At 65.1% G+C, this 15,747-nt stretch carries 11 protein-coding genes; 5 read left to right on the forward strand and 6 right to left on the reverse strand.

Annotated features, from left to right (window positions below; genetic code table 11):
* Window positions 1-126: 126 nt before the first annotated feature.
* From O7R11_RS10880 to O7R11_RS10890, 3 genes are all read right to left on the reverse strand, one after another.
* Window positions 127-996, reverse strand: coding sequence for an isocitrate lyase/PEP mutase family protein (locus tag O7R11_RS10880; protein ID WP_337997544.1), 870 nt, complete (start codon window positions 994-996; stop codon window positions 127-129).
* Between the two features lie 181 nt (window positions 997-1,177).
* Window positions 1,178-2,614, reverse strand: a complete 1,437-nt coding sequence (locus tag O7R11_RS10885) for an MmgE/PrpD family protein (protein WP_337997545.1) — start codon at window positions 2,612-2,614, stop codon at window positions 1,178-1,180.
* Between the two features lie 13 nt (window positions 2,615-2,627).
* Window positions 2,628-3,986: an MmgE/PrpD family protein gene (locus O7R11_RS10890; protein ID WP_337997546.1), complete on the reverse strand. Its 1,359-nt coding sequence runs from the start codon at window positions 3,984-3,986 to the stop codon at window positions 2,628-2,630.
* Between the two features lie 774 nt (window positions 3,987-4,760).
* Here O7R11_RS10890 and dctP point away from each other — a divergent pair.
* A complete protein-coding gene (gene dctP, locus O7R11_RS10895; protein ID WP_337997547.1) occupies window positions 4,761-5,789 on the forward strand; it encodes a TRAP transporter substrate-binding protein DctP in 1,029 nt (342 codons plus the stop codon).
* Window positions 5,790-6,584: 795 nt separating this feature from the next.
* On the opposite strand, the gene O7R11_RS10900 is transcribed toward dctP, so the two are convergent.
* Both O7R11_RS10900 and O7R11_RS10905 read right to left on the reverse strand, forming a co-directional pair.
* Window positions 6,585-7,892, reverse strand: coding sequence for a TRAP transporter large permease (locus O7R11_RS10900; protein WP_337997548.1), 1,308 nt, complete (start codon window positions 7,890-7,892; stop codon window positions 6,585-6,587).
* Between the two features lie 10 nt (window positions 7,893-7,902).
* Window positions 7,903-8,478, reverse strand: a complete 576-nt coding sequence (locus O7R11_RS10905) for a TRAP transporter small permease subunit (RefSeq protein WP_337997549.1) — start codon at window positions 8,476-8,478, stop codon at window positions 7,903-7,905.
* Window positions 8,479-9,153: 675 nt separating this feature from the next.
* On the opposite strand from O7R11_RS10905, the gene O7R11_RS10910 reads away from it, so the two are divergent.
* From O7R11_RS10910 to O7R11_RS10925, 4 genes are all read left to right on the forward strand, one after another.
* On the forward strand, window positions 9,154-9,849 hold the full coding sequence (locus O7R11_RS10910; protein ID WP_337997550.1) for a GntR family transcriptional regulator: 696 nt from the start codon (window positions 9,154-9,156) through the stop codon (window positions 9,847-9,849).
* 418 nt (window positions 9,850-10,267) lie between these two features.
* Window positions 10,268-11,431 carry a 2-methylaconitate cis-trans isomerase PrpF family protein gene (locus tag O7R11_RS10915; protein ID WP_337997551.1) on the forward strand — a complete coding sequence of 388 codons (1,164 nt, stop codon included), beginning with the start codon at window positions 10,268-10,270 and terminating at the stop codon, window positions 11,429-11,431.
* 16 nt (window positions 11,432-11,447) lie between these two features.
* The gene (locus O7R11_RS10920) at window positions 11,448-13,502 is read left to right on the forward strand and encodes an oxidoreductase (protein ID WP_337997552.1); all 2,055 of its coding nucleotides are present in this window, start codon (window positions 11,448-11,450) and stop codon (window positions 13,500-13,502) included.
* A 36-nt stretch (window positions 13,503-13,538) separates the two neighbouring features.
* Complete coding sequence (locus tag O7R11_RS10925) at window positions 13,539-14,339, forward strand: N-acyl homoserine lactonase family protein (RefSeq protein WP_337997553.1); 801 nt, start codon at window positions 13,539-13,541, stop codon at window positions 14,337-14,339.
* Window positions 14,340-14,519: 180 nt separating this feature from the next.
* Here O7R11_RS10925 and O7R11_RS10930 read toward each other — a convergent pair whose 3' ends face one another.
* Complete coding sequence (locus O7R11_RS10930) at window positions 14,520-15,707, reverse strand: enolase C-terminal domain-like protein (protein ID WP_337997554.1); 1,188 nt, start codon at window positions 15,705-15,707, stop codon at window positions 14,520-14,522.
* Window positions 15,708-15,747 lie beyond the last annotated feature (40 nt).

Genomic DNA, 15,747 nt, shown 5'->3' on the forward strand with positions numbered 1-15,747 from the left:
GGCCGCCGCCGAGGCGGGAAGGGGCCGGGAACGTTCCCGTCAAGGGGTCACCGCCGTCCAGGCGCGGGACATCGACCCTAGTCCCGCACCGCGGCGATGCGCGGCTGACGGAACAGCCGCCGCGCATCACACCCGGTAACGCTCTTCGAGCGCGTCCCACAGGTCCTTCCTCACCGCCTGCTGGCGTTCGTCGAAGGTCGCCAGCTTGTCGGCGACAAGATCGAGCGACCCGTTCTTCATCAGCGAGCCGAGGACCTCGTAGGAGGACCGCAGCGCCGCCTGCAACGCCGCATTCGCATAGAGCACGATGGAGAAGCCCATCTCCTGAAGCCGCGCACGGCCCGGATCCGGGGTCTTGCCGCCGTAGACGATGTTGGCGATCTGCGGCACGCTGAGCTCGCTCGCGATGCGCGCGAGTTCCTCGTAGCTGGTCGGCGCCTCCACGAAGGTGACGTCGGCGCCCGCCTCGATGTAGGCGTGGGCGCGGGAGAGCGCCTGATCGATGCCTTCCACCGCACGCGCATCGGTGCGCGCGATGATCTGCATGTCCGCATCGCCGCGGGCATCGACCGCGGCCTTGATCTTCGCCACCATCTCGTGCGTCGGGATCACGGCCTTTCCGGAGAAGTGCCCACACTTCTTCGGAAAGACCTGGTCCTCGATCTGGATGCCCGCAGCACCGGCGCGCTCCAGCATGCGGACGGTCCGCGTCATGTTGAGGGAATTGCCGAAGCCGGTGTCCGCATCCACGATGATCGGAATATCGATCACGTCGGCGGTGGCGGAGACCACACCGGCAACTTCGGTAATCGTGCTCAGGCCGATGTCCGGAACGCCGAGCTGCATGTTGGCGATGCCGGCTCCGGTGATATAGACGACCTCGTAGCCCAGGTCCTCGATGACACGGGCGAACAGTGCGTTCGGCGCACCCGGCACGATCGTCGCCCCGCGGCGCTCGACTATGGATTTCAGTTCCTTCGTCTTTTTCACGGTCATAAAAGCAGATCCATCGATACTGGCCGACAGAGGCGGCGGCGCCCCCTTGGCGTGTTCCTAAACAGACGACCGAACTCGGCGTATTGACGACGCACAACCCCTCCTCCGAAGAGACTGCCTCTTCGGCCGTTCACGTCCCTGCGCTCTGCACGGTCACTACGAAATGCCGAACCCGGCGTCGTTACCCGGAATTCCGGAGGGACGGCGCTCCAAGTCTGGCAGCGATCTTGCCGACGTTCGGCATCTCGAAGATTCCCTTCAAATCCACGAGCAGGCTCTCCGCCGTCTCCTTGTCGGTGGTCGAGGCGACGAGGGAGACGAACTTCGCGGACATTTCCTCCGGCGACATGCGGTTCTCCGGCATGCCCTTGGAGAAGTCCACGCGCTTGGTCACGGTCTTGCCGTTCTTCAAGTGGATGGTGACGATGCCGCCGTAGCGCCCGGGGTAGATCGCATCCATTTCCGGATCGACCACCACGTCGATGCGCTTGATCAGCGCCTCGAGCCGCGGGTCTTCCATACGCTCGGCGGTGAACTGCTCGATCAGGGCGCCCCGGTCGAGAAGCGCCACCGCGACGTTGTAGCGGATGTTCATCTGGGCGTTGAGGACGGTGGACTTCTCGTACGGATAGCCGGTCTGCAACAGCACGACGCGGCTCACCCCGATCACCACCTTATCGACGTCATCGGCGGCGAAGCCGTTCTCCGCCATCAGGTCCAGACTCGCCCCGATGCTCGCATGGTTGCTGCCGCAGCAGGGATAGGGCTTGAAGCACACCGCCTCGGCGCGCCATTCGATGCCGAGGCCGCGCACCACCTCCTCCGGACGCGGATCGTCGGAAGTCGCCCGCAGGAAGCTGCCGTCCTCGGCTTCGAGGATGTGGCTGCCGCCGAAGAAACCGCGCTGCACCAGCAACGCCGAGGTCAGGCCGTTGCGCCCGGCGAAGCCGGGGTGGATGCGCTTGGTCATCGCACCGTCGGCGGTAAAGGCCCAGAGCCCGGAGGACTGCGTCCCCGCAAGGCCGAAGGCGCCGGCCGTGGCCTCCGCGTCGAGACCGAGGATCACCGAAGCGGCCGCGGCCGCGCCGAAGGTCCCGGTGGTCCCGGTGAGGTGCCAGCCCTTGGTGCGGGAGGCGTTGGGGTTGGCCCCGAGGCTTATCCGGTTCATCACCTCATAGCCCGCGGCCACCGCGGCGAGGAAGGTCTCGCCGTCGATGTTCTCGCGCTCGGCGAGCGCAAGGGCGGTGGGCAGCACCGCCGCGCCGGGGTGAATCTTGGCTCGGCTATGATCGTCGAAATCGAAACCGTGGATGGCCGTACCGTTGGCCAGCACGGTGTTGAGGAGCGAGACCTTCCCCGCCCCCCCGCTGCACCACACGCTCGCCTCGGCGGGACCGCCCTGGTCGAGCGCGAAGTCGTGCGCGATGCGGCATGGCTTGGTGGTGAGCCCGAAGAAGCCGCAGCCGATAGCGTCGAGCACCGCGTCGGCGAGGACGGCACGAACCCCGTCCGGCACGCCGTTGCGCTTCACTCCGACCACGAACTCCGCGAGGGCACGCGTCGGCTGACCCGCGAGTCGCGCGGCGCCGGACGTTTCCTTCTTCTCTACGACGGTCATGCTTGTGCCTCCTTCATGCGCCGAGGGCGGAAGGAATCGTATTCCGGATGACTTCGGTAACCGATTCTGCGTCCTCCAGATGATCGACCGCCGCAATCAACGCATCGACCGAGGCCTTGCCGACCACCGGATCCGCCAGCAGGTGCACCTTGGCGTTCATCTGTTCCGGAGTCATCGGGTTCTCGATCGAGCCGCTCGGGTGATCGACCTGCGAGGTGAGGGTGTTGCCGCCTTCGGTCTTGAGTTCCATCAGGCAGGAAACGCCGCGCGGCAGGCTGTCGTCGGAGACGATGTCCACCATCGTCGATAGGCGGATGATCTCCGCATCGCCGAGCTTGTCGTTGCTGTACTGCGGGAACAGGGCGGCGCCTTCGATCAGCGCCACGGCAACCGAATAGGGCAGGCTCACCTGCGCCTCGTGATAGGTCTTCGGATGGGCGTTCTTGTGGTATTCCGCCCACTTCGGATGGCGCCGCATGGAGATCGACTTCACCGCGCTCAGCGGCTCCTTCAGCTCCTTGCGGATGTTGAGCGCGCAGTCGATCGCGTTGTGGATCGGGCGGGCGCAGGAGTAGGGCTTGTACTCGAATTCGTCCGGATAGCCGGGCCCGAGGTCGGCGGTCAGGGCGCTGACGTCGAATTCGTCGCTGAACGCCCGGCAGAAGCCGCGTTCACCGTCGAAGATCGTCGCCGCGCCGGTGAAACCCAGGCGCGCCATCCATGCCGAGGTCACGCCGTTGCGCGCCGCCGGACCGGGGTTGAAGCGCTTCTGCATCGACGGGCCGTACATCTCCATCAGTCCCGAGGACTGCGCGCCGGCCAGACCCAGCGACGAGACGAACTGGTCGCCGTTCAGGCGCATCAGATAGGCGGAAGCGATCGCCGCGCCGAACACGCCGCAGGTCGGCGTGGTGTGGAAACCGCGGTCGCGCAGCGAGAAGTTGGTGGCGTGGCTCGCCCGCGACATCATTTCGCAGCCGGCGATCACCGCGGCGAGGAACTCCTTGCCGCTCGCGCCTTCCTGCTCGGCCACCGCAAGCGCGGCGGAAACCACCGGGGGGCTGAAGTGGAAGAGCGCAAGGTAGTCCACGTCGTCGAGCTCGATGCTGTGCGAGGCGATCGCGTTGGCGAAGGCCGCGTGCACCGCCGGCACCCGCGCGCCGTTGCCGATCACCGTGGCCTGCGGCGCCCCGCCGATCTCCTTGGCAAAGCCGGCGGCGACCTTGCCGCTGTCGGTGCGGCTGCCGCCGAGGGCGACGCCGAGGTAGTCCTTCACCAGGGTCTTCACCTGGCGGATGCGCTCTGCGGGCAGATCCTTGAACTTAAGATGCACGAAGTGGTCGGCAATCTTTTCGGCCGCTGTACTGGTCATGGGTTCCACTCTCTCTTGTCAAACTTCGCCCGCCCGAGGATTCCGTATCCACCCGACGACGAGACGCCCTCGCAAAGACACCGTACCGCCCGTCCATTCCGCCGGGGCCGCCGCGGACCCCGCCCCGAGACTGACGTGCGGGGCCCGGTCCGGCAAGCCGGCCATGGCAAAATCCACGGCATTACGACGCCTTCAATCCGACACGAACTTAAGATGTTTAATTTACATTGTCAACAATTTAACTGGGCCATTGCCCGCCGACCTCCTTTGCCCGAGGGACTCGCATGTTTTCCTAGCTTCATAGTACATAAGGATTTTTTCATATATATTGAAGAATCCGATGCTTCCGGCCGCGATCACGCAAAACCACCATGGCTGCGCCGCAAGCGGAGGGTGGCGATTCTGTGGCAGCGTCCGTCTCCGCCGCGAGTCCCCCCCATGCGTGCGTGCCGCAGCCGCCGATCCGGGCTGCCCCGCATCTCCGCCGCCCGCCCCGTCCTCTCCTGGGAACTCCATGGAATAGCGCGATTTTCCGCGCTTCACATGCGGCCGGAACGCCTCGCACGTCGGACACGAACACCTCCCGGATTCCGCCGCGCCGTGCCCCTCCCCGTGCGGCTTCATCCGCGCAAATCGCCATCCCGCATCCACAATCGGGCAATCGGGCAGAAATAAGAGAACGCCCTTGACGTGCCTTCGCAAAAGTGCACACTCATATTGTCAACAAAATAATGTTGGCACTCAGGCGATCGAAAAAAAGCGCGGGAGAAAAGCATGAAGCATCATTTCGTCCGCAGCGCTCTCTGCGCTGCTGTCGCACTTTCGTCGGCGATGGCTCTGGGGGCCCCCAACGCTCAGGCCGAGACCTATCGCTGGTTGACCTGGAAGAGCCAGAACGCCGGGGATTCAATGGCGGCCAATATCCAGTGGTTCGTGGACGAATTCGCAAAGCGGACCGGTGGGAAGCACAAGATCAACGTGATGTGGGGCGGCAGCGCCGCTTCCCAGGTCGAGCTTCCCGATGCCATTTCTGCCGGTGTCGGCAGCATGGGCGATATCGTCATTTCCTACTATATGGACAAGTTCCTGCTCAACAACGCGGTGAGCTATTTCGTGCCGCAGCCCCTTTCCACCGAGGAAATCGGCGACGCGATGCAGCGCTGGCATACGACCTATCCGCAGTTCGACCAGGAACTCGCCCGCTACAACCTGAAGGTCATCGGCTATCGTCCGCTCGAGCCCTACGGCCTGCTCTGCACCAGCCCGGTGCGCACTCTCGCCGATTTCCGCGGCAAGCGCGTCCGCAGCTACGGTTCGGCGTACCCGGCCCTGTTCAAGGCTCTCGGGGCCACCCCGATCTCGATCACGACGACCGAGACCTATGAGGCGCTGCAGCGCGGTATCATCGACTGCACCACCACGGGCGTGACCTACACCCGCAGCTTCCAGTGGCAGGAAGTGGCTAAGTACTACACCGACATTCCGTTCGGTGCCTCCTACGGCCAGTTCATCGTGATGAACCTCGACATGTACAAAAAACTCGATCCGGTTGCGAAGAAGGCCATCGACGAGCTCGGCCACGAGAACCACAGGAACTTCGTCGCCTTCAGCAAGAAGCTCACTGCCGACGTGATCGAAGGCTGGAAGGCCAAGGGCGTGACCCACATCCCGTTCCCGCAAGACATCTTCAAGGATGTGATCAAGGACAAGGACATCCAGAAGCTGCGGCAGTCCTGGATCGACCGCGCGACGAAACTCGGCGTGCCGGGCGAGAAGATCGCCGAGGAACTGACCGTCCACTGATCAATTTCCCCAGCGGGCGCTCGCTCCCCACACTGCAAGCCCCGGTGCATCCGCAGGCTGTGTGAAAACGAGAAGAGGCTCCGGTCGATCCCGGAGCCTCTTTGTTTGTTTTTGGCCTCATGCGGCCGAAGCTCTGAGGTTGATGGCGCGGAGGAGGTTGCAGGCGAGGACCGAGAGGGCGATTTCGGTTCGTGTCCCGTTGAGGCCCCGTGTGAAGAAGGTGCCGAAGGGCTGCCCTGTCAATCGGCGTTGAATCTCGCCCCCCTATCGGCGTCCAAAAATGCCCCCCCCTTTCCGCATGAGGCGGTGACGGCATGAACAGGCCCCCCTGTTCATGAGCGCGTCTCGAAGCGCCGGCTTTCGTTGCCGATGCGGCCATTATACCCCGTTTCAATATCCGCTTTTCACACAGCCTGGAGACTTCACCGGGGTTTTTCGTGCCCGCCGCCGGACGGACACCCCATGCCGTGAAAGGACGAACTCCCGACAGGGAGCGGGGGCGCGATCCACGACGCCGGAGGAAGCTCTGCGCACCCGTTCCCGGGGCGCCTGCGATCCCCGCCTCCCCGGGTCGGGCGCGGGATATCTGCGCCAGAGGCCCCCGGAGAGACGGACGCACCGCCGCGGCGGCGGCACGACCGCGAGGCGTGCGGCAGAGAGCAACCCGGAAGGACACCCCGCCACGGCGCACGAAACGCCGCCGGAGAAAGATCTCCGGCGGCGTTCGCACAGTCAGTCAGGTCGGGAAAGAAGATGCGGGGCGCACAAGGGGAGAGCCCGCCCCGCAAAGGGGGCTCAACGCATCATATGGGGCAGCAACAGCGCGAGCCCGGGGAAGACACAGAGGGTGATCAGCATCGCGAAACCCGCAAGCACGAACGGTATCAGACCGCGGAAGACGTCTTCCAGTTCGACCCGGCCTTCCGATGTCGCCTGGACGACGAAACAGTTGATGCCGACGGGTGGCGTCACCGCCGCGATCTCGCAGAGAAGCACGACGTAGGTGCCGAACCAGATCGGGTCGAAGCCGAGCTTCATCATCACCGGGTGGGTGATCGGCAGGGAGATGGCGAGCAGCGCCGGCGAGTCCATCATCATGCCGAGGACGAGATAGATCAGGGTGATCAGGAAGACCACCACCCAGCGGTTGACGTCGAGCGTGGTCAGATAGTCTCCGATCTGCTGGGTGAGACCGCTCAACGCGAGGAAGCGCGAGAAGACGAGGGCGCAGATGATGATGCCGAAGATCATCGCCGAGGTGCGGGCGGTGTCGATCAGCGTCGGGATGACCTGGATGCCGCGGAATCCCTTCTGCCGGAAGACCGCGAGAATAAAGGTGAGAAGACAGCCCACCCCACCCGCTTCGGTAGGTGTGAAGGCGCCCGTGTACAGCCCCGCGATGATGCAGAAGATCACCAGCGCGAGCGGACCGGCGAGGCGCAGGGAATAGAACTTCTCCCTCCAGGTCGCGGTGTTTTCGACGTAGGGAGCGTAATCCGGATGCCGCAGCACGGTGATGTAGATCGCCGCGCAGATAATCCCCGCGAACACCAGCCCCGGCAGCAGACCGGCAATCAGCAGGCTGCCGATACTGGAGTCGGTGAGAATGCCGTAGATCACCACCACGGAACTCGGGGGGATCATCACCGCGAGCGTGCCCGCGATGGCGATGGAGGCCGCCGCCAGACTCTTGTTGTAGCCGCGGTCCAGCATTTCCGGCAGCGCGATCTTGGTGAACACCGTCGCGGTGCCGACGCTCGAACCGGAAGCGGCGCCGAAGCCCGCCGCGGCAAGGGTCGTCGAGATGGCGAGACCGCCCTTGAGGCCGCCCAACCATTTTTCCGCAGCCTCGAACACGTCGCTGCCCAACCCGGCGCGCAGGGCGAAGAACCCCATCAGCAAGAACAGGGGAATGACGCTGAAGTGGAAGCTGTGGGTGGTGCTGAAGAAGATGGTCCGCAGCACCGAGGTCGCCGCGTCCAGGCCGACCAGCGCCGCCAGTCCGACCACACCGACAGACCCCAGGGCGATCATCACGTTCACCCCAAATAGAATCATCACGAACAGTGCGGCGATCCCAACCAGGCCAATTTCTACGCTCATGGTGAAAATCCTACTTGCTCAAAGATTCACGGAATTGCTTTACGGAGCCGAGGGCATACTGAAAACTGAGGAGGGCCAGGCCGAAGAAGACCACGAACTTCACGGGATACAGCGGATACTGGATCGTCCCCCACTCGAGTTCGTTCGTGTGGTACGATTCCATCGCGAAGTTCCAGGTGGCAAAGCTGCACCAGAGCGAAAACACCAGACTCAGCAGGGACGTAACGCAAGAAACTACGCACTTCCCCTTCCGGGGAAGGTGCCTTATCAGAAGCACGACCCGGATATTCGCTTCCTGGTGTTCCGCCAAGGCGAGGGAAAAAAACACCAGGATCGTCAGCAGCGACTGAGAGATTTCGAACGCGCCGTCGATCGGCTTGTTCAAAACGTACCGCGAGAACACGTTGCAGACGACGAGGATCGTCATGAGCGCCGTCGAGAGCCCTGAGAGGACCCCGAGTCCCTTCAGGAAACCTCCGAAGGAACCCCATATCTTTCCAAAAGACATATCAAACCCTTCCCATAGTGCATTGCGCGAGATCTGCTGGACCACCCATAGGAACGCGTGGTGGAAGACGGGGACCAAGAAGACGCCGCCCGCCCCGGTTTCCCTGTCGGGGGGAGGGACCGGGCAACACCCTCAAACCGTTCCGTACCGAGTCCGAAACCCCCGGGACAAAATGTGCTGCTGTCGGGTGGCCGCAGTGGACACCTGTTTGCTCCCGTGCACATGAGGCCGGGCCGCAGAACACGGTGTCGCCATGCGGTGGGATTGGATGTTCATGTCTGAACTCCTTGTTCCTCCCATTCTTTTGTACATTTGTAATCGCCCGTAATGTTTTATGTCAACAATATAATTACGCATATTTGACAAAATCCCTGCCGCGCCGGCCCTCCGAACGACCCGGACTCCGCTCCCGCCGCAAGAAAATCAGCTTTTCCGCAGAGCCGGAGGCCCGAGATGGGGGAAAAGCCCGCACAGCCACGCGTCACCTCCACAACCAAGCCATAACCTCGGTGCATCGGGGGGCATTTCGGGAGTTCGGCGCAACCAACTGTAATCGAAAGATTTATGAGTGAAACAAGGGGTTGACAAAAACTGTCGACAAAACTCTCTCCCTTATGCAACACTGACCTTATCTAAAGAGGTGATGTGGCCTGCAATGCAGGGAAGGGGAGCCACCCGCATCGAGGGGGCTGATTCCGGCCGATAGGACTGTCGACCCGCCGCCGGGATTGTCAATGGCAAAGGAGCAACATATTGAAGCCGCCTGCATTCGGTGGACTGACCCTGGCCGATCGAGCATTCGAATGGCTGGAGGCTGCAATCATTAAGGGGGATTATCCGGCCGGGACCAAGCTCGACGAGGTCGAACTTGCACAGGCCTTCGGCATCAGTCGCGGCCCGGTACGCGAAGCCATCCGCAGGCTGGAAGGCCGCAAACTGGTGGAACGCATCGCTCATGTCGGCGCCCGGGTCGCCAAACGTTCGCAGGCCGATCTGATCGACCTGCTGTACATCCGGGAAGCGTTGGAAGGCATGGCCTGTCGCCTGGCCACCTCCCGCATTTCCGATGCGTCCCTGGACGATCTGGAGGAACTTCTGGCGAAGCACGCCTCGGAAAAGCCGGTCCAGGCCGGGGATTCCTATTTCCAGAAGCCCGGAGACCTCGACTTCCACTTCCGCATCATCCAGGAAAGCGGCAACCGCCAGTTGACCGAGATGCTCTGCGAGGATCTCTACCACCTCCTGCGCGTCTACCGCTATAAATCGAGCGCACGGAAGGGGCGTTCCCTCGAGGCGCTGGAGGAGCACCGCGCGATTCTCGCAGCGATGCGGGCCCGCGATCCGGACCTCGCCGAGAAGTGCATGCGTCAGCACCTCAGCCACTCGCGGCAGGCCGCGCACGAGGAGCAGGAGAACGGCGTGCGCCCCCCTCGCCTGAAAAGGGCCTGAATCCAGGAACGCGCCCCGTACGGCGGGGTAAGCGGCATATTTTATCAACCGTAGACTTCTGACAATCTGCCCGGCTTTGTCCAACCCGCGCGATGCTCGCCGCCGCGGCATCCGGAAGGATCGATGCTTACACAAGAGCCGGGGGACCGTCACCCCGGCTCTTCGCGCTTTCCGTCGCGACTCCGAATGCCGAAGCAGCGTTTCTGCGGCTTTCCGGCCCGGAAGGCCGCCGCGCCGCCATGCCGCGGCAGGATTCGGACCGCCACGCCGTCGCCGCCGCGCCGCCACATTTCCCGCCTCCGGACCCGCCGCGAGTCCCACGGAGCGCCTGGGGAACCCGGGATTCGCCTCCAAATATTGTTGACATAAGAATTTATAATACACATACTCGAAGTCCGTTGTTTCATGGAGAGTAACGATGGCTCAGGCAGTTGATTGCGTGATCATGCGCGGCGGCACCAGCAAGGCGGTCTTCCTCAGGGAAGAGGATTTGCCCGCGGACGCGGACTCCCGCCGCAAGCTGATCCTGCGAATTTACGGATCGCCGGACCGCCGCCAGATCGACGGCTTGGGAGGGGCGGACCCGCTGACCAGCAAGCTTGCCGTGATCGGTCCGCCGCCCCCGCCGCAGAGTGGGCGGCCGCCGTTCCATCTGACCTACACCTTCGGGCAGGTGGAAATCAACACCCCTGAAATCGACTGGCGCAGCCTCTGCGGCAACATCACCTCGGCGGTCGGCCTCTACGCCATCGAAGAGGGCTTCGTCCCCGCCACCGCGCCGATCACCTATGTGCGCATCTACAACACCAACCTCAAGCGCCTCCTCACCGTTGAGGTCCCGGTCGAAAGCGGCAAGCCGGTCGAAACCGGCAGCTTCGTCGTGCCGGGCGTGCCGGGCAGCGGCGCGCGCATTTCCATCGACTTCTCCGACACCGCGGGCGGCGCCACCGGGCGGCTCCTGCCGACCGGCAAGCCGATCGACCGCCTCACCGTTCCGGGCTTCGGCGAGATCGACATGTCGCTCGTCGATATCGGCAACGCGCACGTCTTCGTCCGCGCACGCGACGTCGGGATGAAGGGAACCGAGACCGCGTCCGAGATCGACGCCAACCCTGACCTGCTCGACCTGCTCGAGCGGATTCGCGGCGTCGGCGCGGCGAAGATGGGGATGATTCCGGAGGCGGCGCGTTCCCGCCAGGAGAGCCCCGCCACGCCGATTCTCGGGGTGGTCGGCCCACCTGCCGACTATTACAACGACATCGCGGGCAGCACGGTCTCCGCAGACGAGGTAGACCTCGTCTCGCGTCTGCAGTTCATGCAGCAGACGCACAAGACCTACGCGGGGACGAGCACGGTGTGCACCGGCGTGGCCAGCCGCATCCCGGGCACCATCGTCAACGAATGCGCGCGCAGGCGCGAAGGGCCGCTCGTCCGCATCGGGCACCCCGCCGGGGTCATCGAGACGGAAACCGCCCTCCGCACGGAAGGCGGGGAGATCGCCGTCGAACGCGCCACCCTCGGACGCACCGCGCGCCGTATCCTCAAGGGAACGGTCTTCGTCCCCGAGGGCACGCTCGGCTAAGGAGAGAACAGGTATCATGACAGACCTCCCGACTGCGGCGGCTTCCGCCGCGGGCAGCCCCGCCTACCCGCTTCTCGCCCAGGCCGGGCGGATCGGCCGCATGCGGCTCAAGAACCGCATCGTCATGGGCCCGATGGGGACCAACTACGGCACCACCGACGGCTTCCCCACCGACCGCGACAAGCGCTACTACGCCGAGCGGGCGCGCGGCGGCACCGCGATGATCATCACCGAGGCGATGAACATCTCCAGCGGCGCGCGCAACCACAACAACTCGCTCTGCATCTATCACGACTGCTTCATTCCCGGCCTCGCCGAAATCGTCGATGCGATCAAGGACAACGGCGCCCTCGCCGTCGCCCAGCTCAACCACCGCGGCCAGCTTCTGCGCCGCTCGGTCCTCGGCATGGAACCGGTCGGCCCCTCGGCCGGCGCCCATCCCTTCACCGGCGAGCCGGTGCGCGCCCTTGCCGTGCCCGAGATTCGCGACATCCAGCGGCTGTTCACCGACGCGGCGCGGCGCATCTGGCGCGCCGGTTACGACGCCTGCGAAATCCACGCGGCCAACGGCTATCTCTTCCAGCAGTTCTTTTCGGAACGCTTCAACAAGCGCACCGACGAGTACGGCGGCTCCCTGGAGAACCGCATGCGCCTGCTGCGCGAGACCGTGGAGATGATCGGCGACGCCGTGCCCGACCTGCAACTCATGGTGCGCATCAGCGCCAGCGAATTCACCGAGGGCGGCTACACCATGGAAGAGGCGATCGCCCTGGCCGAGACCCTGGAGCGCGCCGGTATCGTCGCCCTCGACCTCTCCGGCGGCTCCAACGAACACCCGAGCCTGTCGCGCTACTGCATCCAGCCGCCGTCGTTCCCGCGCGGCTGCCTCGCCCCCTATGCCAAGCCGTTCAAGGACGCGCTCGGCATTCCGGTGATCATGGCCGGGCGGATCATCACCCCCGAGGACGCCGAGTCGGTGCTCGCCTCGGAGAGCACCGACTTCGTCTCCCTCGGCCGCGCCCTGATCGCCGACCCGCACTGGGTGGGCAAGGCCCTCGGCGAGGTCAAGGCGCCGATTCGCCGCTGCATCTCGTGCAACGTCTGCTTCGAGCGGCTGACCCTGGAGCTCGACGTTTCCTGCGCCGCCAACCCGATGGTCGGCACCGAGTTCGAGGCCCTGGAGTTCCTCGAACCGCAACTCTTCGCCGGCGCGCTGCCGACGGACGAACGCAAGAACGTCCTCGTCCTCGGCGCCGGAGTCTCCGGGGCGGAGACCGCGCGCATCGCGGGCGGACTCGGCCACCGCGTCGAAATCTGGGAACAGTCGGACGTCGCGGGCGGCCAGTTGCCCCTCACCACCGCGGCGCCGGACAAGGAAGACGTCAACGGCATCTGGATCTACCGCAAGGAGTCGCTCGCGGCCCTCGGCATCCCGATACGCACCGGCGTCGCGGTAAGCGCCCAGGCGCTGCGCCGGGCCGCCCCCGACCTGATCGTCGTCGCCACCGGAGCGAAGCCGCGGCCCCTGCCGGTGAAGATGGACTTCGCACCGCCGGTGCTGCAGTCCTGGCAGGTGCTGCACCATCCGGAGCGCCTCAAGGAGAAGGCCCACGTCACCATCATCGGCGGCGGCATGGTCGGCGTCGAGACCGCCGACCTCCTGGTCACCCGGGGCTGCACCGTCACCATCATCGAGATGCGCACCGCGCTCGCGCCGGAACTCGCCCGCAACAACCGCTTCGAGATCGTGCAGCGGCTGGAAGCGGCGGGGGTGCGGATCATCACCGGCGCGCGCATGCAGCGCACCGAAGGCAACGGCGTCGTCCTCTCCATCGACGGAGCGGAAACCACCGTCGATCTCGGCGATGCGGTGATCCTCGCGGTCGGCTCGCAGCCCAACCGCGACTCCCTGCAGGCGGTCGAGGATTCGGGCATTCCCTACGTGCTGGTCGGCGACTGCAACAAGCCCGGCGACTACCGCACCGCAGTGCGCGACGCCTCGATGACGGCGCTCTCGATCAACCACATGCCCCGGAAAAAGCGGCATGAACCGCTCCACGCCTCCGGCTGAGCCGCCTCATGCCACTGGTCAGATCAGGGAGGAAACATGACCGACCGTCCGCCTCAATACGAACTCTACGCGATCCGCTATGCCACCCGCGACGCCCGGCGGGCGGATCATTTCATCGGCGGAGACCCCCACGACGGGCCGATGCCGATGGACTACTTCCTCTGGGTGGCGATCGGCGCGGAGAAGACCGTCGTCATCGACACCGGCTTCACCAAGGAGGTCGCCGCGCAGAGGAAGCGCACCTTCCTGCGCGACCCCATCGAGGTGCTGCCGCAGCTCGGCGTCGCCCCCGCCGAAGTCAGCGACGTGGTGATCACCCACATGCACTACGACCACGCGGGCAACCTGGAACGCTTCCCCAAGGCCTGCTTCCACATCCAGGAGAAGGAAGTCCAGTTCGCCACCGGCCGTTACATGCGCTACCACAACATCTCCCACTCGTTCGAACCCGACGACGTGTGCGACCTGGTGCGGCTGAACTTCAAGGCGCGCGTGGCGATGTACGACAGCCCGGCGGATCTCGCCCCGGGCATCCGCCTGCATCCGGCCGGAGGCCACTCCCTCGGCCTGCAGTTCGTCAGCGTCTACACCGCGCGCGGCTGGGTGGTGCTCGCCTCCGACGTGTCTCACTTCTACGAGAACATGGAGGCCGGGCGGCCGTTCCGCACCGCCGTGCACATCGGCGAGATGATGGAAGGCTTCGACGCCCTCTATCGCGTCGCGCCGTCGCCGCAGCATATCGTCCCCGGCCACGACCCGCTGGTGATGAGCCGCTACCCCGCGGCGCGTCCCGACCTGGAAGGGATCGCCGTGTCCCTGCACGCCTCCCCCCATTAAGCGTGCATGGGATGTCGCGCGATGCCCCCCTCATCGCGCGCACCTCTCCCGGCCCGGGTGGCGATGCCGTCCGGGCCGAGGGAGAAATTTCGAAGCATCGAAGAGAGTATGAATTGTAAGGCCCCTTTCGGCGGCCGGCTTTATAAGGCCGGCCGCCGCTTTTTATGCGGGGCCGGCGCCTCAGTTCGCAAGGCGGGCGATCGCGTTCCTCAATTCCGGCTTTTCCTCCAGGCCGAAGCCCGGCGCATCGCTGGGGCGCACCTGGCCGCCGCCGAGGGCGCAACTCGGCGCGTAGCCGCCGAACGGCTGGAACACCCCCGGATAGGCCTCGCAGCCGCCGAGTTCCAGGCCCACGACGATGTGCAGGTTGATCAGGTGGCCGCCGTGCGGATGGGCGGAGCGGCGGTCGAAACCGTTGGCCTCCAGCATGTCGATCATCCGCGCGTATTCGGTGAGGCCGTAGCTCAGCCCCGCATCCATCTGGAAGATGTCGCGCCCCGGGCGCATGCCGCCGTAGCGCGCGAGATTGACCGCGTCGGCCAGCGAGAACAGGTTCTCGCCGGTGGCGATCGGCCCGTCGTAGACCTCGGCGACGCGGCGGTTGAGGTCGAAGTCGAGGGGATCGCCGATCTCTTCGTACCAGCGCAGGCCGTAGCCCTTGATCGCCTCGGCGTAGGCGAGGGCCGTATCCAGGCCGAAGCGGCCGTTCGCATCCACCGCGAGGCCGGCGCCGCTGCCCGCCACGCCCAGCGCCTCCTCGATGCGTTCGAGGTCGCGCGCCAGGGACGCGCCGCCGATCTTCATCTTGAAGCCGGTGAAACCCATGTCGCGGTACGCGGCGAATTCGTCGCGCAGGGTGCGGCCGCTGCCCGGCGGATAGTAGTAACCGCCCGCGGCGTAGACATCGGCGCTCTGCGACTGCGGGGCGCGGCCGAAATGCCGCGCGATCAGCACGTGCGCCGGAACGTCGGCGAGCTTGGCGTTGAGGTCCCAGATCGCAAGCTCCAGGGCGCCGACGGCGGCGGCGCGATCGCCGTGACCGCCCGGCTTTTCGTTGCGCATCGCCGCGGCATAGACCTTGCCGGGGTCGAAGCGCAGGCCGCTCTCGTCGAGCAGGGAGGCCGGATCCGCCGCGCGCAACCGCGGGATGATGCGGGCGCGCAGGATGCCGCCCTGGGCGAAGCGGCCGATCGAATCGAAGCCGTAGCCGGTGACCGGCCTGCCGTTGCGGATGACGTCGCTTTCCACCGCGACCAGCGACACGTCGTGCTCGGCGAAGCTGACCACGGCGTTGGCGATGTTGCCTTCGAGAGGAACCGAAACTTCTCGGATATCGACGATGCGCATGCTGCCCCGCGGATTGTGCAAGGTGGGGGGCGCCACGGACCGCCGGATCTTGCCCGGGCAG

The organism is Oleispirillum naphthae (assembly GCA_027864655.1).
GTDB lineage: Bacteria > Pseudomonadota > Alphaproteobacteria > Rhodospirillales > Rhodospirillaceae > Oleispirillum > Oleispirillum naphthae.